This window comes from Micropruina sp. (genome assembly GCF_047602385.1).
GTDB lineage: Bacteria > Actinomycetota > Actinomycetes > Propionibacteriales > Propionibacteriaceae > Micropruina.
The window spans coordinates 15,861-36,283 of the sequence record NZ_JASGHL010000005.1 but is presented as its reverse complement, the minus strand read 5'-3'; the positions used below and the strand labels follow the sequence as shown (position 1 = coordinate 36,283).

Below are 20,423 nucleotides of genomic sequence, written 5' to 3'. Positions count from 1 at the left end.
ACGCCGTCCCCTGAGCAGCCCGGGCGTCCATAGAAACAGCGATGCCGCCGAGATCATCTCGGCGGCATCGCTGCTGCTGACTGACTCAGTGGCTGAGTTCGCTCGGGCGGCTGCCCGACTCGACCTCGTGGTCGCGGTCGTGGCCCTCGGCGTGATGATCGGCCTCGGCGATCTCGGACGCGGTCGGCTTGCTGACCACGCCGCCGTAGAACCATCGGGACAGCAGAGCGCGCAGCTTGCCGACCCGCTTGCCCTTCTGCGCGACGCCGTGCGCGTCGGTGCCGGACGTCTCGGTGAGCGCCGTCCGCTGCGGATGCTGGGTGAGCGCGAACTTCTCCTCGATCAGGATCGGCCGGTGCGGCTCGGAGTAGCCCCCGTCGGGGGAGCGTTCGATGATCCCGGTCTCACTGCCGTGCAGAACACGCTCGGCGTCGGTGCGCTGCAGCGAGATGCAGATCCGCTTGGTGACGATGAAGGCGATCACCGGGGCGACGAACACCGCCACCCGCATGAACTCGGTGACCGCGTTCAGCGAGACGTGGAACTGGGTGGCCAGGATGTCGTTGCCGCCGGCCAGCCAGAACATCGCGTAGCAGGTCATTCCGGCGACGCCGAGACCCGTCCGGGTGGGGTTGTTGCGCGGACGCTCCAACACGTGGTGCTCGGACTTGTCGCCGGTCACCCAGGCCTCGGCGAACGGGTACACCCCGAGCAGGACGAACAGCCCGGTCATCAACACCACGCCCGGCAGCACGATGTTCCACGACCAGGTGGTGCTGCCCAGATGCCACTCCCAATTCGGCATGATCCGGATGGCACCCTCGATCCAGCCCATGTACCAGTCCGGCTGCGAACCGGCGGTGACCTGGGCGGGGTTGTACGGACCGAAGTTCCAGACCGGGTTGATCGACATGGTGGCGCCCATCAGGATCGCCACGCCGAAGACCACGAAGAAGAAGCCGCCGGCCTTGGCCATGTACACCGGGAACAGCGGGTAGCCGACCACGTTGCCGTCCTTGCGACCCGCACCGGGGTACTGGGTGTGCTTGTGGTAGACCACCAGCGCCAGGTGCGCGGCGATCAGTCCGAGCAGCAGCCCGGGCACCAGCAGGATGTGCACCATGTACAGCCGCGCGACCACCAACTCGCCGGGGAACTCACCGCCGAAGATGAAGAACTCCGCCCACGTGCCGATCAGCGGGATGGAGCGGATCAGGCCGTCCACGAACCGCAGGCCGGTGCCCGAGAGCAGGTCGTCGGGCAGCGAGTAGCCGGCGAAGCCCTCGATCAGGGACATCGAGAACAGCCCGACGCCGATCAGCCAGTTCAGCTCGCGCGGCTTGCGGAACGCACCGGTGAAGAAGATGCGCAGCATGTGCACCGTCATGGACGCGACGAACAGCATCGCGGCCCAGTGGTGGATCTGGCGCACCAGCAGGCCGCCGCGGACATCGAAGGACAGCGCCAGCGTGGACGCGAACGCCTCGGACATCGGCAGGCCGCGCATCAGCTGGTAGGTGCCCTGGTACTCGACCTCGGCCATCGACGGCTTGAACCAGATGGTCAGGAACACACCGGTCAGCAGCAGGATGATGAACGAGTACAGCGCGATCTCGCCGAGCAGGAAGGACCAATGGTCGGGGAAGATCTTGCGCAGGTTCTTCTTCAGCAGCGACGCCAACCCGAGCCGGTCGTCGGCCCAGGTCGCGACGCCGGTGACCCCGGCGGGCAGATTCGCCTTCGGCGGGCGCTCGGCCTCGAGCGCCGGTGAGCCGCCGGCAATGTCAGCGGGCTTGGCCATCACCGATCACCTTCCTTGAAGTCGCGGGTCGAGTCGCGCTCGAAGAAGCTCGGCCCGACCGGGACGGTGAAGTCGCTGCGGGCGACCAGGTAGCCGTCGGCGTCCACCGTGATCGGCAGCTGCGGCAGCGCCCGGGCGGCCGGTCCGAAGACGACCAGACCCGAGTTGCCGAGATCGAAGGTCGACTGGTGGCAGGGGCACAGCAGATGGTGGGTCTGCTGTTCCCACAGGCTGATCGGGCAGCCGACATGGGTGCAGATCTTGGAGTAGCAGAGGATTCCGCCGACCTGCCAGTCCTTGCGGGACTCGGGGATCTTGATCCGGGACGGGTCCATCCGGACGATGATGATCGCGGCCTTGGCCTTCTCGATCTGGAACTCGGCACCGTGGTGGTCCCACAGGTTCTCGGGCTGGGCGTTGACCAGCTGGCCGATCTCGAGCTCGGACGCCTTCAGCGGCCGCTGGGTCACGTCATTGACCAGCTTGACGCCCTGGGCCCAGATGGTGCGCTCGATGGTCCGCTTGCGCACCTCGGCGGTGGGCCACGGACCCATGTCGGCGAACAGCACCACGGCCGGGACCGCGATGACACCGAGGGCGCCGCCCAGCGCGCCGCCGATCAGCTTGCGCCGGCCCAGACCGGACTGCTCGGCACCCTTGGCGAACTCGGCCGCGAACATCTCGCGGTCGGCCTCCGGGGACGCGGCGGCGTGCCGGTCCTCGGCCACCTCCTCGTCGCCCATGATCGTCTTCGCCCAGTGGATGCAGGCCAGCCCGATCAGCAGGGTGGCCAGGCCGCCGGTGAGGCCGAGCAGGAACGTGGTGGCGTCCCATTGCAGGCCGAAGATGATGACGAACGAGTTGCGCGGCAGCGCGAAGTAGAGCACGACGAAGGCGATGGCCAGCACTGGGACGGCGCCCAGCATCAGCAGCACCTGCCGGTAGACCCGGTTTCCTGCGTCGGCGTCGGCGTCCGTCCAACGCTCGACGTGTTCCTCGATGCCCGGATCGGGCACCGGGAAGCGCTCGAGGTCGGCGCCTTCCTTCCTGGTTTCGATGCTCATCGAGCCCGGGCTCCCTTCGCGGCGATCCAGACGGCGAGCAGGCAGAGCCCGCCGATACCGATGATCCAGGCGAACAGGCCCTCCGCCACGGGGCCGAGGGCCCCGAAGGTCAGGCCGCTGCTCGGCTGGGCGTGCAATGTCTCCAGGTAGCCGACGATGGCGCGGACGTCGTCGTCGACCAGGACGCCGCTGCTGAACACCGGCATCTGCTGGGGTCCGGTGCGCAGCGCTTCCCAGATGTGCTTGCCGCTGACGCCATTGAGGCTGGGGGCGTACTTGCCGTTGGGCAGCGCGCCGCCGGCGCCCTCGAAGTTGTGGCAGGCCGAGCAGTTGGTGCGGAACAGCTCGCCACCCTTGGCGAGTTCCTCGGCGCTCAACCCCTCGCCGCTGTACTGCTCCGGTAGCGGGATGGCCGGGCCGGGGCCCAGGGTCGCCACGAACGCCGCCAGCGCAGCGATCTCGGAGGGCGTGTAGGTGTTGTGCTTGCGCGGAGCCTGGGCGCCCGGGTTGGCCATCGGCATCCGGCCGGTGCTCACCTGGAAGTCGACGGCGGCCGCGCCGACGCCGACCAGGGACGGGCCCTGCTCGGTGCCTTCGCCGTTCATGCCGTGGCACGACGAGCAGGTGACCCGGAACAGGGCCTTGCCCTCGGCCACCTGCTGGCTCGAGCCGGTGTCGGCCGACACCCTGGCGGCCGGCGCCACGGCGGCATACAGCGCGCCCATGAGCAGCAGGGCCATTACCAGCAGCGCGGGCCGGGCGGCCCGTCCTCGCCGCTTGGCGGTCAGGAAACGCACGAGGTTCCTCCTAGGTCGTTGCTCAGCGCAGGATGTAGATGACGCCGAACAGGATGATCCAGATCGCGTCGACGAAGTGCCAGTAGTAAGAGGTGACGACCGCATGGACGGCCTGCTCGTGGGTGAAGGTGCGGCTCATGTAGGTGCGGCCCAGCATGAACAGGAAGGCGATCAGACCGCCGGTGACATGCAGGCCGTGGAATCCGGTGGCCAGGAAGAACGCCGAGGTGTAGGCGTTGGTGGACAGCGTGAATCCCTCGGCAACCAGGGTGGCGTACTCGGTCGCCTGGCCGCCGATGAAGACCGCGCCCATGATGAAGGTGAGGATGTACCACTCCCGCAGCCCCCACTGGCCGACCTGCAGCAGTGAGCCGGTGCGTCCGACCTGCCCGCGCTCGGCCTTCCAGACACCCATCTGGCAGGTCACCGAGGACAGGATCAGGATCAGCGTGTTGGTCACCGCGAACGGCATGTTGAAGTGCGCCGTCCCCCATTCCCACAGCGTCTCGCTGCCGGCCGGTGCTGCCGCGTTGGTGATCGACCGCAGATTGAAGTACGCGGCGAACAGGGCGGCGAAGAACATCAGGTCGGAAGCCAGCCAGATCCAGGTGCCGACGGCAACCATGTCGGGACGGCCCTTGGTCGGATGCAGACGGGCCGGCGCAATCGGGTGCACCGCCCCGTGCGGCATGGCGGCCGCGGCGCTCGAGTGAGAGTGAGTCACTCGGTCATTATGGCTGCTCAGAGCGGATTGGTCACCCTCTGGGCCGGGGAGATTCTCGTGCCGTCACTCAGATGTCATGACCGACGCCGTGGCGGCCCGCGGGATAATGCAGGCATGGTCCCGCTGCTGCTGCCGTTGCACGCCGATCCGGAGAATCAGCCGCCCCCGCTGACCCCGGATCGGCTGCTGAGCGCGTGGACTTTCGAGCCGTGGGTGGTGGCGTCCCTGGTGGTGATGGTCGGGCTCTACCTGTGGGGGGTGCGGCGGCTGGGGGCGCGGGGTGTGCGTTGGCCGCTGAGCCGGACGCTGAGCTGGTGCGTGGGCGGCGTCGGCGTCCTGGCGATCGCGCTGCTGAGCGTGCTCGGCACCTACGACACGGTGCTGTTCAGCGTGCACATGGTGCAGCACATCCTGTTGTCGATGGTTGCCCCTGTGCTGATGGCGGTGGGGGCACCGCTCACCCTGCTGCTGCGCAACCTGGGGACGCTGGGTCGCAAGCGGGTGGTCGCCGTGCTGCACTCGTGGCCGGTGAAGGTGCTTACCTGGCCGCCGCTGGCGACCGCGCTGATGATCGCCAATCCGTACCTGCTGTACATGACCGGGCTCTACCCGCTCACACTCGCCAACGACTGGTTGCATGCCTGGATGCACCTGCACTTCGTGATCACCGGCTGCCTCTACTTCTGGCCTTTGCTCGGGCTGGACCCGATGCCCACCCGGCTGCCGCACTACCTGCGGATGCTGCTGATCTTCGTCACGCTGCCGTTCCATGCCTTCCTCGGCGTGATCATCATGGGATCGCCCGAGTTGATCGCCGAGGACTGGTACCTGGCCTTCGACCGGGCCTGGCCGCCCAGCCCGATCGAGGACCAGAACATCGCCGGCGGGATCATGTGGGGTGCCGGGGACCTGATCTCGCTGATCATCCTGGGCGTGTTCTTCGTCCAGTGGTACCAGCACTCGCAGCGCGAGGCCGTCCGGATCGACCGGCAGCTGGACCGGGAGGAACGGCTGGCCGCCCGAGCCGCGCAGGCCGGGTACGATGCTGCCCACACTCCCGGTCACCACACTCCCGGCCAGCTCCCCGCAGACGAGGAACGCGCATGAGTCATGACACCGCCACGATCCTGGTGTACTCCGACGACCGGACGACGCGCGAGCAGGTGCGGTTGGCGCTCGGTCGCCGGGTGGCGTCCGACCTGCCCGAGATCGAGATTTACGAGGTGGCCACCCAGCCCGCCGCCCTGGCGGCGGTCGACGCCGGCGGACTCGACCTGCTGATCCTGGACGGCGAGGCGAACCCGTCCGGTGGGATCGGGTTGTGCAAGCAACTCAAGGACGAGGTGGCGGACTGCCCGCCGGTGCTGGTGCTGATCATCCGGGTCGCCGACTCATGGCTGGCCACCTGGTCGCGCGCCGACGCCGTGTCGATGTTCCCGGTGGATCCGGTCCGGTTGCCGGCCGCGGTCGCCGAATTGCTCCGGGCCCGGCTCAGCCAGGCGGTCTGATGGCGATCCACACCTGGCCCGATGTGCTCACCGGGCTGATCGCGGGCGAGCACCTGAGCTCCGAGGTCGCGTCCTGGGCGATGGACGAGATCCTGGCCGGCAACGCCACCGACGTCCAGCTGGCCGGCTTCCTGGTCGCGCTGCGGGCAAAGGGCGAGACGGTCGAGGAGATCGCCGGCCTGGCGGAGGCCATGCGCGACCGGGCCACCCCGATCGCCATCGACCCCGAGGCGGTGGACGTGGTCGGCTCGGGCGGCGACCGGGCGAACACGGTGAACGTCTCGACCATGGCGGCGATCGTGGCCGCCGCCGCCGGCGCACCGGTGGTCAAGCACGGCAACCGGGCTGCCTCGTCCGCCTGTGGGGCGGCCGACGTGCTGGAGGCACTCGGCGTTGCCCTCGACGTCCGGCCGGTCGACCAGGCGAGCGTGCTGACCGAGGCGGGGATCGTCTTCCTGTTCGCGCCGCTCTACCATCCCTCCCTGCGGCACGCCGCGACCGCGCGCCGGGAACTCGGGGTCCAGACCCCGTTCAACTTCCTCGGCCCGCTGGCCAACCCGGCCCGCCCAGCCGCGCAGGCGGTCGGTATCGCCAATGCGCGGATGGCCGCGCTGGTGGCCGGGGTGCTGGCCCGCCGCGGCACCCGCGGACTGGTCTTCCACGGCGATGACGGCCTGGACGAACTGACCACCACCACCACGTCCGACATCTGGCTGATCCGCGACGGTGAACTTCGGGCGGGCACCCTCGACCCGGCGGCCCTCGGTCTTGCCTGCGCGTCTCCCGATGACCTGGTCGGCGGCGATGTCGCGCACAATGCCGCCGTGGTGCGCCGGCTGCTGGACGGGGAGCGCGGCCCGGTCCACGACATCGTGGTGTTGAACGCCGCCGCCGCTTTACTGGCCTTCCACGGTCCCGATCTCGGCGCCGACGTGGCGGTTCAGCTGGCCGGGCACCTGGAGACGGCGCGGACCGCGATCGACTCGGGTGCTGCCACCGAGGTGCTCGCCCGCTGGGTGGACGCGACGCAGCGGGCGAGCGCGTCCACCTGAGGCAAGCCCTGACTGGTGCTGGGTTTCGCGGGTTGAGCGTGTCGAAACCCGTTGCCGGAGGGGTCTCGACCAGCGCTCATCAGCGCTTCCGCAACTGCCAGCAACGCAAAGTTCCCCCGGCCGAGGCCGGGGAACTCTGTCCGGGGTGGTGAGACGCCCGGTCAGCGGCGACGCCGGGCCAGCAGGACCCCGCCGCCGCCGGCCAGCACCAGCAGCAGGCCGGCGAGCAGGGTGACCAACGATGCGTCGGTCCCGGTCTGCGGCAGGTTGCCGTTCCCGTTCCCATTGCCGTTTCCGTCACCGTCGCCGGGGACCCGCGCGGTGATGGTGAAGTTCACCGGTGCGGACGCCGGCGACCGGTTGCCCGCCGCGTCGGTCTGAACCGCGGTCACCACGTGCGACCCGAGGGCCAGCGCGGTGCTCGGGGTGAACGACCAGGTGCCGTCCTGACCCACCGTGGTGGTGCCGATCACATTGCCGTCCACGGTGACCTCGACGGTGGCGCCCGGCTCACCGGTTCCGGTGATCGCCGGCGTCCGGTCGTTGGTACTGGAACCGTCGGCGGGCGAGGTGATCACCGGTGCCGCCGGTGCGGCAGTGTCGATCGTCACCGTGCTCGTTGCGGGCGGCGAGACGTGCCCTGCCGGATCCTCCTGGCTGGCGACGATGGTGTGGTCGCCGTCGGGCAGCGGGGCGGTCGGCGGCAGGCTCCAGGTGCCGTCCGGCTGCACGGTAGCCGTGCCGGCCGGAGTGCCGTCGATGGTCACGCTCACGGTGGCGCCGGGTTCGCCGGTGCCGGTGATGGTGACCGTGTTGTCGTTGGTGCTCGAGCCGTCCGCCGGGGCGACGATCACGGGTGCCGCCGGCGCGGTGGCGTCCACCGTGACGGTGACGGTGGCCGGCGGCGAGGTGTTGCCGGCGGGGTCGGTCTGGGTGGCGACGATGGTGTGGTCGCCGTCGGGCAGCGGGGTGGTGATCGGCAACGTCCAGGTGCCGTCCGGGTTGACGGTGGTGGTGCCGGCCGGGTTGCCGTCGATGGTGACCGTGACGGTGGCGCCGGGTTCGCCGGTGCCGGTGACGTCAGGGGTGTTGTCGGTCGCGGTTGAACCGTCGGCCGGTGCGGTGATCACCGGTGCCGCCGGAGCGGTGGTGTCGACGGTGAAGGTGTTGGTGGCCGATGCCGGGGAGGTGTTCCCGGCCGGGTCGGTCGCCGTGGCGTTCACCGTGTGGGCGCCGTCCGGAAGCGGCGTGGTCGGGGTGAATGACCAGGTGCCGTCCGGGCCGGCGGTGGTGGTGCCGACCGGGGTGCCGTCGATAGACACCTCGACGGTGCTGTTCGGTTCGGCGGTGCCGGTGACGTCGGGGGTGCTGTCGTCGACCGTGGAGCCGTCCGCCGGAGTCTCGACCGTCGGCGGGTTGGGAGCGGTGGTGTCGACGGTCACGGTGACGGTGGCCGGCGGCGAGGTGTTGCCGGCGGGGTCGGTCTGGGTGGCGACGATGGTGTGGTCGCCGTCGGGCAGCGGGGTGGTGATCGGCAACGTCCAGGTGCCGTCCGGGTTGACGGTGGTGGTGCCGGCCGGGTTGCCGTCGATGGTGACGGTGACGGTGGCGCCGGGTTCGCCGGTGCCGGTGACGTCGGGGGTGTTGTCGCCGGTGCTGGAACCATCGGCCGGTGCGGTGATCACCGGTGCCGCCGGAGCGGTGGTGTCGACGGTGAAGGTGTTGGCGGGCGAGGCTGGCGAGGTGTTGCCGGCCGGGTCGGTCTGGGTGGCGCTCACCGTGTGGGTGCCGTCCGACAGCGGGGTGGTCGGGGTGAACGACCAGCTCCCATCGGGCTGGACGGTGGCGCCGCCGACCGGGTTGCCGTCGATGATCACGTTGACGAAGGCGCCGGGTTCGCCGGTTCCGGTGACGTCAGGGGTGTTGTCGGCGACGGTGGTCCCGTCCGCGGGGGTGGTCACCGTCGGCGCCGCGGGTGCGGTGGTGTCGACGACGAAGGTGTTGGTGGCCGAGACCGGGGAGGTGTTCCCGGCCGCGTCGGTCGCGGTCGCGTTCGTCGTGTAGGTGCCGTCGGGCAGCGGGCTGGCCAGTACCAGTGTCCAGGATCCGTCGCCGGCGGCGGTGGTGGTGCCCAGTGGGCTGCCGTTGAGGAAGACCTGGACGGTGGCGTCGGGCTCCGCGGTGCCGCCGATGAACAGCGGGCTGCTGGACAGCACGGCACCATCGGGCGGGCTGGTCACCACCGGCGCCGCGGGTGCGGCGGTGTCGACGGTGAAGGTGTTGGTCGGCGAGGCCGGCGAGGTGTTGCCGGCGGGGTCGGTCTGGGTAGCGCTCACCGTGTGGGTGCCGTCCGGCAGCGGGGTGGTGATCGGCAGGGTCCAGGTGCCGTCCGGGTTGACGGTGGTGGTGCCGGCCGGGTTGCCGTCGATGGTGACGGTGACGGTGGCGCCGGGTTCGCCGGTTCCGGTGACGTCCGGGGTGTTGTCGTTGCCGGTGGAACCATCGGCCGGCGCGGTCACCGCGGGCGCGGTGGGTGCGGTGGTGTCGACGGTGAAGGTGTTGGTGGCCGATGCCGGTGAGGTGTTCCCGGCCGGGTCGGTCGCCGTGGCGTTCACCGTGTGTTCGCCGTCCGGAAGCGGAGTGGTCGGGGTGAAGGACCAGGTGCCGTCCGGGCCGGCGGTGGTGGTGCCGACCGGGGTGCCGTCGATGGACACCTCGACGGTGCTGTTCGGTTCGGCGGTGCCGGTGACGTCGGGGGTGTTGTCGTTGACCGTGGAGCCGTCCGCCGGGGTGTCCACCGTCGGCGGATTCGGGGCTGCCGAGTCGACCGTGAAGGTGTTCGTCGCCGAGCTGCCGGAGGGGTTCCCGGCGGTATCGGTGGCGGTGGCATAGACGGTGTGGACGCCGTCCGGCACCGGGCTGAGCAGCGGCAGGGTCCAGGACCCGTCGCCGCCGGCCACGACGGTGCCCCGGGAGGTGCCGTCGATGAACACCTCGACGGTGCTGTTCGGTTCGGCGGTGCCGGTCACGTTCACCGGGCTGCTGGACAGCACGTCCTGGTCGGCCGGGGTGAGCACCACCGGCGCACTGGGTGCGGTGGTGTCGACGGTGAAGGTGTTGGTGGCCGAGGCCGGAGAGGTGTTCCCGGCCCCGTCGGTCGCGTTGGCGTAGACGGTGTGCGAGCCGTCGGCGAGCGGGGTGCTGACGCCGAGCGACCAGACCCCATCGCCACCCGCGGTCGCGGTACCGATCGAGCCGCCGTCCACGAAGACCTGGACGATTGCGCCGGCTTCGGCCGTCCCGGTGATGGTGGGCGTGTTGTCGTTGGTGGTGGAGCCGTCCGCCGGTGTGGTGACCACCGGTGCCTCGGGTGCGGTGGAGTCGATGGTGAAGGTGTTGGTGGCCGAGCTCGGGGAGGTGTTCCCGGCGGCGTCGGTCGCGGTCGCGTTCACCGTGTGCGGGCCGTCCGGCAGCACCAGGTCCAACGGAAGGGTCCAGGTGCCGTCGCCGCCGGCGGTCGTGGTGCCGGCGGGGGCGCCGTCGATGAACACCTCGACGGTGCTGTTGGGCTCGGCGGTGCCGGTCACCGCGGTCGGGCTGACGCTCAGCACCGCGTTGTTGGCGGGGGCCGTGACCACCGGGGCGTTCGGAGCGTTGGTGTCGACGGTGAACGTGTTCGTGTTGGACTGCGGCGAGACGTGTCCGGCGGCGTCGGTGGCGATGGCGTAGGCGCTGTGGGCACCGTTGGTCAGCGGAGTGGTCGGGGTGAATGACCAGCTGCCGTCACCGGCGGCGGTGGTGGTGCCCACCGATGCGCCGTCCACGAAGACCTCGACGCTCGCGCCGGCTTCGGCGGTGCCGGTGATCTCCGGCGTGGCGTCGTTGGTCGTCGAGCCGTTCGCCGGCGTGATGACCACCGGCGCACCTGGCGGCGTGGTGTCGATGGTGAAGGTGTTGGTGGCCGAGGTGGGGGAGGTGTTCCCAGCCGCGTCGGTCGCGGTCGCATTCACTGTGTGGCTGCCCTCGGGCAACGGGGTCGCGACCGGCAACGTCCAGGTGCCGCCGGCGGTCGCCGTCACGGTTCCGGCCGGGACGCCGTCGATCGAGACCGCCACCGTGCTGTTCGGTTCCGCGGTGCCGGTGATGGAGGCGGGGCTGGCGTTCAGGACGGCGTTGTTGGCCGGGGTGGAGACCACCGGCGCTGCCGGGGCCGTGGCGTCGAGGGTGAACGAGTTGGTGTTGGACACCGCGGAGTCGTTGCCCGCGTCGTCCCTGGCGACCGCGTTCACGGTGTGCACGCCATCATCGAGCGGATCGGGGACGGTGAAGGTCCAGGTGCCGCCGGGTCCGGCGGTGGTGGTGCCGGCCAGCGTGCCGTCGATCGACACCCGCACCTGGCTGCCCGGATCCGCGGTTCCGGTGATGGCCGGGGTGCTATCGGTGATGGTCGACCCGTCGGCGGGCGTCTGCACGACCGGAACGCCGGGCGGCGTGCTGTCGATGCTGAAGTTCACCACGTTGGACGCCGGTGAGTCATTGCCGTCGACGCTCTGGATCGCCGAGACCGAGTGAGCGCCCTGGCCCAGCGGCGTCGCCGGGGTGTAGCTCCAGCTTCCGTTGCCGGCAACGGTGGCGGCACCCGGCACGACGGTGCCGTCGATGGTCAGGTCGATCGTCGCACCGGGCTCACCGGTGCCAGAGATGGTGGGGGTGGTGTCGTTGGTCACGTCGCCGTTGTCGGGCTCGGTGATCACCGGGGCGGGCACCGGGCAGTCGATGCCGCCGGAGGGGGCGGACGCGTTGGCGCGCAGCGGCAGCAGCGCAACGGTGGCGTCCACTCCGGCAAGGGCGTTGATCTCGATGGTCAGAACCGATACCGACGCGGTCACGGCTCCGCCCGCCGACACCGACGAGGTCATCGCGCCGGCCCTGATCACGACGCTGGCGACGCCGATCACATTGATCGTCGTGCTGGCCCCGGGGGCGAGGTTGAGGGTGGTGCCGTTCGGCCGGGTGACGGTGATCAGACCGGAGGTGTAGGTGGCGCTGCTCCCGGCGGAGGTGCCGTCGCTGGTGGCCGTCAGGGTGGGCGTCCCGCCGATCGTGACACCGATCACACCGAGGATGTCGACGCCGGCGACCTGCCCGGTCGCGGTGCTGCGCACCGAGCGGTTGAAGTCGCCGGTGCCGGTGATCAGTTCGGTGCGGCCGGTGGTCGAGGAGACGCCGGTGCTGAGGATGTCGGGCAGTACCACCGGGACGCCCACGTCGAGCCCGGCGGTGGAGACCCGGGAATCGGCCAGCAGATTGCCGTTGACACAGGCCGTGTCGCCCGACCAGTGCGCCTCGTTGCGCGTGGTCATCGTGTCCAGGGCAACCGCGCCGAGCAGGTTGATTCCGAGCAGGTCCCCGTTGTCCGGGCCGCCGCCGGGTGGCGCGTCCACCGTGTTGCTGACCACGCCGATCGGAACGCCGACCACGCTGGCGCCCAGGTTGGACGAGCGGGAGCGGCTGCGCGGAGTGAGCTGGGAGCCGCTGTCCGAGGACGAGACCGCCAGCCGGGCGCCCGCGAGGTCGAGCGCCACCGCCGAAAGGGAGACCTCCGCGACGTCGCCGCCGGCGGTCGCGCGCCACGGACTGGTCGGCGGGGCCGCGACGGCCGTGCCGCTGGCCGTGGCGACGAAACCCGCGACAAGAAATAGGGACACTAAAAAGGAGAGAATGCGTCTCACGCGAGGTTCCACCCAACTTGCTCGGTGGTGCCCCCGCACACCGCTTACAATTCCAGCTGGAAGATATCGTGCCCTCCGTGACAATTTCAAACGCCGTCCAGGATCCGGAGCCGGCGTCGATTCAGAGCGGCCGGCCAGGTGTCGTAGCGACTCTCGGGCCAGCCCCGCTGCGAGATTCCTATCCTGCCTCGCCTCGCGGCGATAGGCCGTTAGCTAGCTGTGACTGTCGTCCGCGTGGATCGGACGGCAAGGAATCATCCTCGGCGAAAAGGGCCGCGCCCCGTCCGAAAACATAGCTGATAGATCACCTAAGAAATAGTGTGGTTAGGTATTCTGGCTGAGGTCGCCTAGTTGTGATCAATGGGACACCGCGCCGCAAACACCTCCCAAAGGGTGTGTTCTTCCGGAGTCATTGTGCGGAGACTGTCGCGTTCGCGAGCAGCGCGAGATATGGCCCCGCCACCAGCGCCGGGCCGTACGGAAAAGAACGCCCTTTGCCGAGCGCTCGCCAGATCACGCCCCACCCGGCCCCGAGCAGGCCGCCCAACAGCAGCGCCGCCAGCAGCATGGGCCAGCCCATGGCGGCCGTGGTCGCGCCGATCACCGGCGCAAGCCGGACGTCGCCGAAACCGAACCCGCCGCCGAAGCGCCAGAACACCCAGAACAGGGCGCCGGCCGCAAGTCCGCCGAGTCCGGCCCGGAGCAGCATCTCCGCTCCCGACCAGGTCGCGGACACCAGCAGCCCGGCCCCGGTCAGTAGCCAGGACGCCTGGGCGAGCCGGGCGGGCAGGAAGCCGGTGCGGGCGTCCACCACCGCCGCGAGCAGGCCCGGACCGGTCAGCCCGAGCCAGCCGAGGGCCTGAGCGGGTGCGGTGACGGTGACCAGGGTGCCGGCCAGAGCCGCCAGCAGGAAGACCGCGAGGGCGGTGCCGGAGGTGGCCAGTGGCCGATAGGGATCGGACTCCGGTTCGTCGACCGGGGCAGGCAGGCGGCGAAGCACGGCCGGAGTCGCGGTCGCCAGGCCGGCGGCGAACAGCACCGGCAGCGCGAGCAGCGCCGGCAGCGCGAGCAGCCAGGTCATGGCGGCAGCCTAGGCCGCGACGACCGGGCGCTGCGGGCCTGCGTCCCGAAGCCGTCCGGCGGCCAGCGCGAGGGTCTCGGTGAGGCGGGTGCAGGTCGCCGCGTCACCATCGACCAGCAGTGCCAACTCGTCCGGTTCGATCTGGCACCAGCGGGCCAGCCACAGCGGGTCGGTTCCACCGGCGAGCAGTTCGCGCAGGCGCTCGGTGGTCAGGCCGGCGGGCACCCGGAGCGACCGCAGCACGGCCAGCGCGGCGGCGTCCACGCTGAGCAGCCGGGACGCCAGCCGCGGTTCGATTCGGGCCAGCGGACGGCCGGCGCGGCCGCCCAGCAGGGCATGGACGGCGGCCAGGGACACCCCGGCGGCTATCGCCATCGCCGGCCAGGGAACGCCGGACCCGGCAATCGTGTGGCGTACGTGGGCGCGGAACGGGGCCGCGTCCACCCAGGCCGGGGGATCGGAGGGGACAGGGATCGGTGCAATTGCTCTCACACCCTAGAAGGCACTTTTCGAGGGCGTTTTGTGAGTGACCGGACGAAATTTGTCGAGACTGATACTTCCGGAGACGCCGATCGGGGGTGACCACGGCGTGGTCACCCCCGATCCTCAGAGCGTCGTTCAGCGTTGCGCGCGCACGAACCCCGCCCGCTCGGCCGCCTCGGTGGAACTGAACCACACGTCGGTGATCGTGCGCTCGTAGCCCCCCGAGCCCTGCAGGTGGTACTTCATCGAGCGCTCGTTGCCCTTGATGTCGTAGCCTTCGGGCGGCTCGGCCCCCACGTACGAACCTTCGCCGTAGGGGCTATCAGCTAAAGGGGCGGCATCACCCTTTGCGTCCTTGGCCTTCTTCGCGGCGTCGGCCGCGACATCTTCTGCCTGATCGGTGACCTCGTCGACCACGTCCGTCGCGGCCTGCTTGGCCTCGTCGATGGCTTCACCGGCCTTGTCGAGCGCCTCGTCGCCGGCGTCTCCGACCGTCTCGGCCACGTCCGCAGCCACTTCCTTTGCCTCGGCGGCCTTGTGGGCAGCGGCGTCCTTGGCCTTGTCGACAGCTTCGGCGGCGGCTTCGGTGGCCGCGGTCAGCTTCTCGCCGACCGCGTCCTTGACGTCGGCCGCCTTGTCGGCGACCGCCCCCGCCGCGCTGGCCGCGGCGTCCTTGGCCTTGCCGGCAGCGTCCTTGGCCTTATCGCCGGCGTCCTGCACGCCGTCCTTGACCTTGTCCACCACGTCGGCGACCGGGTCGGCCACGTAGGGCCGGGACGGCTCGTGGGTCTCCCAGCCGGACTCGGGTCCGGCCAACAGCTTGCGGACCGCGTAGACCACGCCGGCGAGGACGGCACCGGCCAGCGCGATCAGTCCCAGCGTCTTCCCGACGCTGCGGCGCTTCCGCGACGGCGCGAGCTCGGCGACGTCGTCGACGAGTTCCTTGGCTTCTTCCTTCGCCAGGTCGGCCGCCTTGTACAGCGCGGTGACGAGCCAGGGCAGAAAGTCGTTCTGGACCTTGTCGCGGGCGATGTCCACGGTCGGCGCGACTCGCTCGAGGGTGTCGTCGACCACCGGGCGGACCTTCTTGACCGCGCTGTCGACGGCCGGAGTGACCTTGTCGAGGGCGTCGTCGATGGCGGGGTGAACGCGTTCCAGGGTCTCGGCCGCGAGCTTGGCACCCCGCTTGCGGGCGTCGGTGAGTTTCGGCTGCACCCGCTCATAGGTCTGGGCGGCGAGCTTGCCGGCCTGCTTGAACGAGGGCTCGATGCGTTCGTAGGCGTCCCTGAGGCTGGGCTCGATCCGCTCGTAGGTATCGGAGGCCAGGTCGACGCCACGGCGGCGGGCGGTCTCGAGATGGGGCTGGACCCGGTCGTAGGCGTCCGTGGCGAAGTCGGCGCCGCGCTTGCGGGCCTCCTCGACGTAGTCGCTCGCCTGCTCGACGAGCGGGGTGAGCTTCTGGACGGCCTCGTCGAGTGCGGCCCTGCTGGCGTCCGCGGCTGACGCGGCGGTCGATTCGACGGCCTTCAGCGGCTTCTTACGCTTCACTGTTCCTCCAGTGGTCGGGATGGTCGCGGCTGTACCGCGTTGCCCAAACTACCCGGACGCCGCCGGAGTCGAACAGCCTTCCGCAGGTTTCCACCGTTGTGGGTGGCCCATCGGCGGCGGTCACGGGCTCGGCTGCCAGAGCAGATCCCGGGCCCGGGCCGCGATCGCGGCGGCGATGGCGTCCAACAGGGGTGAGCGCAGGTTCCACTGCTGCCAGTACAGCCGGACGTCCATCGTCGGCCCGCCCAGCCCCGCCAGTTCCCCGTCGGCCAGGCCGGGTTCGGACTGGAACCGGGGGAGCAGCCCCCAGCCCAGGCCGGCCCGGACGGCGCGGGCGTAGTCCGCGGAGGCCGGCACGTAGTGTCGCGGCGGCAACGCCGGGTCGACCCCGTGTCCGGCCAGCCAGTCGGTCTGCAGTTCGTCGCGCCGGTCGAAGTCGACCACCGGTGCGACGCCCAGGGCCGCGGGCGTCGTCCCGGACGGGAACCAACGGGCGAGGTAGCCGGGAGTGGCCATCGCTTCGTAGCGCATCACCCCTAGCGGCACCACCCGGCAGCCGGCGACCGGTCGCGCCCGCGAGGTGACGGCACCCATCACCGCTCCGGACTCGAGCAGGCCGGCGGTGAAGTCCTGGTCGTCGCGGTGCAGGTCGAAGACCACCGGACGGCTCCGGGCCAGTTCGGCCAGCGGCTCCAGGAACCAGGTGGCCAGCGAATCGGCGTTCACCGCCAGCGGCACGCTGATCGGGGTGGCAGTCGTCTCGTCGGCACCGAGGCCGGCGAGCGTGTCGTGCTCCAGCAACGCCAGCTGCCGGGCCAGCCGGATCACGGCACGGCCGGCTTCGGTCGGCCGGGCCGGCTTGCTGCGTACCAGCAGCACCCGGCCCAGCTGTCGCTCGAGAGCCTTGAGTCGCTGGCTGACCGCACTGGGGGTGAGGTGCAACCGAGCCGCGGCGGCATCGAGGGTGCCATCGTCGACGATGGCGGCGAGGGTCTCGGCCAGTTCGAGAGGAATGCGCATCATCAGCGATGCTAATGCAACTGAAGAATCATGAACTGGACTGCCGCCCCGTGCGGCCCTAGCGTCGAGGCGTGTCCTCCTTTCTCGCCGGCCTGGGTCTCGGCTTCTCGCTGATCGTCGCCATCGGTGCGCAGAACATGTTCGTTCTGCGCCAGGGCATCCGACGCGACCGGGTGCTGATGGTGGCCACGATCTGCGCGGTCTCCGACGCCGTCCTGGTGATCGCCGGGGTCTCCGGGATCGGCCTGCTGCTGCGGCTGGTGCCGTGGCTGTTCGATGCGGTGCGCTGGGCAGGTGCGGCCTTCCTGCTCGGCTACGGCATCCTGGCCGGACGCCGGGCCTGGCTCGGTGCGGGTGCCGCGTTGCGGGTCGAGTCGGCGGGCGAGGCCCGGGTGGCCGAGGCCCAGGTCGGCGGGCGGGCCGGAGTCGCTGTTTCGCCCACCGCGTCCCGGGTGGCGCCGGTCGCTCTGACCACGCTGGCGCTGACCTGGCTGAACCCGCACGTCTATCTCGACACCGTATTCCTCCTCGGCACCGTGGCGAATGCCCATGGCGACTGGCGCTGGGTCTTCGCCGCCGGTGCGGTCACCGCCAGCCTGGTCTGGTTCTTCGGGCTGGCTCTCGGCGCGCGGCTGCTCTCGTCCTGGCTGGCCACGGCAGTGGCCTGGCGGATCTTCGATGCGGCAATCGCGGTGGTGATGGTCGCGCTCGCCATCGGGCTGCTGCTGGCTCACTGAGCGTCGCGTCCGGCGATGTCGTTCCGCGGCGGTGTGTCAGGATGGGCGGACCGCATAGCAGGTGTCGGCGCCGTGGCCGCCGCCCGAGGAAAGGACATCACCGTGGCTCAGACCGCCACCCTGCACACCAATCACGGGGACGTCGTGATCGAGTTGTTCGAGGATCAGGCACCCAAGACGGTTGCCAACTTCGTCGGCCTGGCGAACGGCACCCAGGAGTACATCGACCCCGACTCGGGAGCCCCGACCACCGGGAACTTCTACGACGGGCTGACCTTTCACCGGGTCATCGACGGGTTCATGATCCAGGGCGGCTGCCCGCAGGGCAGCGGACGCGGCGGCCCCGGCTACACCTTCGCCGACGAGTTCCACCCCGATCTGCGGTTCGACCGGCCCTACCTGCTGGCGATGGCCAATGCCGGCCCCGGTACCAACGGATCCCAGTTCTTCGTCACCGTGGTGCCGACCCCGCACCTGAACCGGCGGCACACCATCTTCGGCGAGGTCACCGATGAGGCCAGCCAGAAGGTGATCGACGAGATCGCACAGGTGCGTACCGGCTACGGCGACCGTCCGGTCGAGCCGGTCGTGATCGAATCGGTCAGCATCGCCTGAACCGGCCGCAGCTCGGCGGCCGGCGTCAGGCCCGGCCGCTGGAACGTACCGGCACCGGCGTCAGCGGAGGGTCGGTGTTGATCCAGACCGCAAAGCCGATCGCGAGCAGCAGGACGCCCGCGGCCACCACCAGCAGGGTGACCAGGCGTCGATCGGACAGCCGGGGACCGCTCACTCGGCACCCAGTGAGAAGGCTGCTTCCAGGTCGTGCGAGGAGTAGGCCCGGAAGGCGATGTGGGTCTCGGTGCCGAGCACTCCGGGCACCCGGTTGAGCCGTTCGGTCACCACCTCGGAGACTTGCTCGACCGACCGCACCCGGATCATCGCGATCAGGTCGACACCGCCGGTCACCGAGTACACCTCGGAGACGCCGTCCAGGTCGGCGATCCGGGTGGCCACCTCGGGAATCCGGGCAACCTCTGCTTCGACGAAGACAATCGCGGTGATCATGCCGAGAGCCTACGTCGGGGCGAGGGCGTGCCGGGCCAGGTCGCCGTCGGCCAATCCGATGTGCAGCGGCCAGCTCCACTGCCCGTCGATCTCGATCAGCCGGACGCCGGGGCGCTCCAGCCAGGCGGCGATCCGTTCGGTCTCTTCGGCGGTCGCCGCGGGCTGCCGTCCCTGTGGTGGCCGCACCTGCTCGGCCGCCGAGACCGCCGCCCGGGCGACCGCCTGCGGCACGTCACCCGGGCGGGCGCGGGCGGCGCCGGCCAGCCGTCCATAGCGGACGACATGGATCTCCCAGTCGGCGCGGTCGCGGAAGGCGGCGACGATCTGCGGACACCCGGCCAGGCTGGACACCCGATGGTGCCGGATCGCGCCACGGGCGAAGCCGGACAGCCGTGCCGTCACCACGGCGGCGTCCTCGAATCGCTCGGCCGCGATCAGGCCGGACAGCCGGCGGTGTGCCGCGCGCAGCACCGGACGGATGTCGCTGGTCAGGCTGGCCCGCAGCCGGTCGACCAACTCGCCGTACTGCTCGGTGCTGACCGCGAGTTGGCAGGGCGCGCAGCATCGGCCCAGTTCGGCCAGCACGCAGGAGCCGGAGGGACGCCGGGCGGACAGCCGGGCGGTGCACTGCCGGATCTCGAAGGCGTCGTAGAGGGCGGCCTGGATGCCTTCGACTGCGCTGCGCCGGCTGAACGGCCCGAAATAGTCGGCGCCGTCTGGCAGCCGTTGCCGCACGATCGACAGCCGCGGGTACGCCTCCCGGGTCAATTTGAGCCAGAGTTCGCGCTCGGGGTATTTCGAGCGCCGGTTGTACCGCGGCGCGTGGGCGGCGATCAGCCGGAGTTCGAGCACCTCCGCCTCGAGTTCGGTGCTGCAGACCAGATGCTCGACGCCGGTGGACACCCGCACCATCTCGTCCATTCGGGGCCGGGTCTCGGCGGCGGTGAAATAGCTGCGCACCCGGGAACGCAGGTTGCGGCTCTTGCCCACATAGAGCACCTGGCGGCGCGGGCTGCCGGTGGCGTCGCTGCCGTCGGCGACGAACCAGTAGACCCCCGGCGCGGACGGCAGCCCGGTCGCCCAGGTTCGCTTCGCCCGCCGTTGCGGGGAGACCCGGCGGGTGAACTCGAGCAGGTCTTCGACCGTGTGGACGCCGAGGTTGCCGACCCGTTCGAGCAGTCCGTGCAGCACGGTGACGGTGGCCCGGGCATCGGTGAGGGCGCGGTGGTTGGGCACCGTCTCGGCCCGGAAGTGCTGGGCCAGTGTGGCCAGCTTGTGGTTGCGGACCTCGTCGCGGAGCAGGGCCTGCCGGGCCAGTGCGACGGTGTCGACCACCGGCGGCGCCGGCCACGGATAGCCGTACTCGGCGCAGGCGCGCCTGAGGAAGCCGACGTCGAACGCCGCGTTGTGCGCCACCAGCACACAGCCGGTGGCGAACTCCAGAAAGCTCGGCAGCACCGACCCCAGCGCGGGCGCGCCGGCCACCATCGAGTCGGTGATGCCGGTCAGCACGGCGATCAACGGCGGAATGTGGGTCGCCGGATTGACCAGCGTCTGGAACTCGCCGAGCACCTCGCCGCCGGCCACCTTGACGGCGCCGATCTCGGTCACCCGGTCGTCGGCCCCGCCGCCGGTGGTCTCCAGATCGACCACGCAGAAGGGCGTCATTGCGAGCGGGGTGCCGAGATCCTCGAGCGTGGGCTGGACGGGCTGGGTGGTCATGGTGGAGACGCTAGGGGGCCGCACTGACGGTTTTCGGTGCGGGGTCCCGCCGCGCCCGCCAAGTGCCGTCGGACGGGCTGGTCCGAAAC

At 70.5% G+C, this 20,423-nt stretch carries 17 protein-coding genes; 5 read left to right on the top strand and 12 right to left on the bottom strand.

From position 1 onward, the window contains the following. Positions 1-85: 85 nt before the first annotated feature. From QM711_RS15720 to QM711_RS15705, 4 genes are read right to left on the bottom strand one after another with little or no spacing between them, the layout of a single operon-like run. Positions 86-1,801, bottom strand: a complete 1,716-nt coding sequence (locus tag QM711_RS15720) for a cytochrome b (protein ID WP_415101016.1) — start codon at positions 1,799-1,801, stop codon at positions 86-88. Next, on the bottom strand, positions 1,801-2,865 hold the full coding sequence (locus tag QM711_RS15715) for a Rieske 2Fe-2S domain-containing protein (protein WP_415101014.1): 1,065 nt from the start codon (positions 2,863-2,865) through the stop codon (positions 1,801-1,803). Before QM711_RS15715 ends, QM711_RS15720 begins: the two co-directional genes overlap by 1 nt. Then, entirely contained in the window at positions 2,862-3,662 is an 801-nt protein-coding gene (locus QM711_RS15710; RefSeq protein ID WP_415101012.1) for a c-type cytochrome, read from the bottom strand. The genes QM711_RS15715 and QM711_RS15710 overlap by 4 nt, the downstream gene beginning before the upstream one ends. A gap of 22 nt (positions 3,663-3,684) precedes the next feature. After that, a complete protein-coding gene (locus tag QM711_RS15705) occupies positions 3,685-4,287 on the bottom strand; it encodes a cytochrome c oxidase subunit 3 (RefSeq protein WP_415102282.1) in 603 nt (200 codons plus the stop codon). Between the two features lie 213 nt (positions 4,288-4,500). Between QM711_RS15705 and QM711_RS15700 the strand changes: the two genes are divergently transcribed. Genes QM711_RS15700 through trpD form a run of 3 tightly spaced genes read left to right on the top strand, consistent with a single transcriptional unit; the run spans position 4,501 to position 6,946 of the window. Beyond that, positions 4,501-5,493 carry a cytochrome c oxidase assembly protein gene (locus tag QM711_RS15700; RefSeq protein ID WP_415101010.1) on the top strand — a complete coding sequence of 331 codons (993 nt, stop codon included), beginning with the start codon at positions 4,501-4,503 and terminating at the stop codon, positions 5,491-5,493. Beyond that, a complete protein-coding gene (locus tag QM711_RS15695; protein WP_415101008.1) occupies positions 5,490-5,894 on the top strand; it encodes a response regulator in 405 nt (134 codons plus the stop codon). The genes QM711_RS15700 and QM711_RS15695 overlap by 4 nt, the downstream gene beginning before the upstream one ends. Continuing rightward, positions 5,894-6,946: an anthranilate phosphoribosyltransferase gene (trpD, locus tag QM711_RS15690; protein WP_415101006.1), complete on the top strand. Its 1,053-nt coding sequence runs from the start codon at positions 5,894-5,896 to the stop codon at positions 6,944-6,946. Before QM711_RS15695 ends, trpD begins: the two co-directional genes overlap by 1 nt. Before the next feature lie 161 nt (positions 6,947-7,107). On the opposite strand, the gene QM711_RS15685 is transcribed toward trpD, so the two are convergent. From QM711_RS15685 to QM711_RS15665, 5 genes are all read right to left on the bottom strand, one after another. Next, on the bottom strand, positions 7,108-12,654 hold the full coding sequence (locus QM711_RS15685; RefSeq protein ID WP_415101004.1) for an Ig-like domain-containing protein: 5,547 nt from the start codon (positions 12,652-12,654) through the stop codon (positions 7,108-7,110). A gap of 433 nt (positions 12,655-13,087) precedes the next feature. Continuing rightward, on the bottom strand, positions 13,088-13,759 hold the full coding sequence (locus tag QM711_RS15680) for a prepilin peptidase (RefSeq protein WP_415101002.1): 672 nt from the start codon (positions 13,757-13,759) through the stop codon (positions 13,088-13,090). Positions 13,760-13,768: 9 nt separating this feature from the next. Then, on the bottom strand, positions 13,769-14,134 hold the full coding sequence (locus QM711_RS15675; protein WP_415101000.1) for a hypothetical protein: 366 nt from the start codon (positions 14,132-14,134) through the stop codon (positions 13,769-13,771). Between the two features lie 243 nt (positions 14,135-14,377). Beyond that, positions 14,378-15,790, bottom strand: coding sequence for a hypothetical protein (locus QM711_RS15670; RefSeq protein WP_415100998.1), 1,413 nt, complete (start codon positions 15,788-15,790; stop codon positions 14,378-14,380). Positions 15,791-15,910: 120 nt separating this feature from the next. After that, a complete protein-coding gene (locus QM711_RS15665; RefSeq protein ID WP_415100996.1) occupies positions 15,911-16,813 on the bottom strand; it encodes a LysR family transcriptional regulator ArgP in 903 nt (300 codons plus the stop codon). Between the two features lie 68 nt (positions 16,814-16,881). On the opposite strand from QM711_RS15665, the gene QM711_RS15660 reads away from it, so the two are divergent. Continuing rightward, positions 16,882-17,547, top strand: coding sequence for a LysE/ArgO family amino acid transporter (locus QM711_RS15660; protein WP_415100994.1), 666 nt, complete (start codon positions 16,882-16,884; stop codon positions 17,545-17,547). 102 nt (positions 17,548-17,649) lie between these two features. Then, a complete protein-coding gene (locus tag QM711_RS15655; protein ID WP_415100992.1) occupies positions 17,650-18,162 on the top strand; it encodes a peptidylprolyl isomerase in 513 nt (170 codons plus the stop codon). 25 nt (positions 18,163-18,187) lie between these two features. On the opposite strand, the gene QM711_RS15650 is transcribed toward QM711_RS15655, so the two are convergent. From QM711_RS15650 to QM711_RS15640, 3 genes are read right to left on the bottom strand one after another with little or no spacing between them, the layout of a single operon-like run. Then, positions 18,188-18,337, bottom strand: coding sequence for a hypothetical protein (locus tag QM711_RS15650; RefSeq protein WP_415100990.1), 150 nt, complete (start codon positions 18,335-18,337; stop codon positions 18,188-18,190). Continuing rightward, positions 18,334-18,612, bottom strand: coding sequence for an Lrp/AsnC family transcriptional regulator (locus QM711_RS15645; protein ID WP_415100988.1), 279 nt, complete (start codon positions 18,610-18,612; stop codon positions 18,334-18,336). Before QM711_RS15645 ends, QM711_RS15650 begins: the two co-directional genes overlap by 4 nt. Positions 18,613-18,621: 9 nt before the next feature. After that, positions 18,622-20,334 (bottom strand): DEDD exonuclease domain-containing protein, encoded by a 1,713-nt coding sequence (locus QM711_RS15640; RefSeq protein WP_415100986.1) that lies wholly within the window; start codon positions 20,332-20,334, stop codon positions 18,622-18,624. Positions 20,335-20,423 lie beyond the last annotated feature (89 nt).

Excerpts from the sequence above, each read along its gene's own strand:
- QM711_RS15720 (WP_415101016.1), bottom strand. The coding sequence starts at position 1,801 with ATGGCCAAGCCCGCTGACATTGCCGGCGGCTCACCGGCGCTCGAGGCC.
- QM711_RS15715 (WP_415101014.1), bottom strand. The coding sequence starts at position 2,865 with ATGAGCATCGAAACCAGGAAGGAAGGCGCCGACCTCGAGCGCTTCCCG.
- QM711_RS15705 (WP_415102282.1), bottom strand. The coding sequence starts at position 4,287 with ATGGTTGCCGTCGGCACCTGGATCTGGCTGGCTTCCGACCTGATGTTC.
- QM711_RS15700 (WP_415101010.1), top strand. The coding sequence starts at position 4,501 with ATGGTCCCGCTGCTGCTGCCGTTGCACGCCGATCCGGAGAATCAGCCG.
- QM711_RS15695 (WP_415101008.1), top strand. The coding sequence starts at position 5,490 with ATGAGTCATGACACCGCCACGATCCTGGTGTACTCCGACGACCGGACG.
- trpD (WP_415101006.1), top strand. The coding sequence starts at position 5,894 with ATGGCGATCCACACCTGGCCCGATGTGCTCACCGGGCTGATCGCGGGC.
- QM711_RS15680 (WP_415101002.1), bottom strand. The coding sequence starts at position 13,759 with ATGACCTGGCTGCTCGCGCTGCCGGCGCTGCTCGCGCTGCCGGTGCTG.
- QM711_RS15675 (WP_415101000.1), bottom strand. The coding sequence starts at position 14,134 with ATGGCGATAGCCGCCGGGGTGTCCCTGGCCGCCGTCCATGCCCTGCTG.
- QM711_RS15665 (WP_415100996.1), bottom strand. The coding sequence starts at position 16,813 with ATGATGCGCATTCCTCTCGAACTGGCCGAGACCCTCGCCGCCATCGTC.
- QM711_RS15645 (WP_415100988.1), bottom strand. The coding sequence starts at position 18,612 with ATGATCACCGCGATTGTCTTCGTCGAAGCAGAGGTTGCCCGGATTCCC.
- QM711_RS15640 (WP_415100986.1), bottom strand. The coding sequence starts at position 20,334 with ATGACCACCCAGCCCGTCCAGCCCACGCTCGAGGATCTCGGCACCCCG.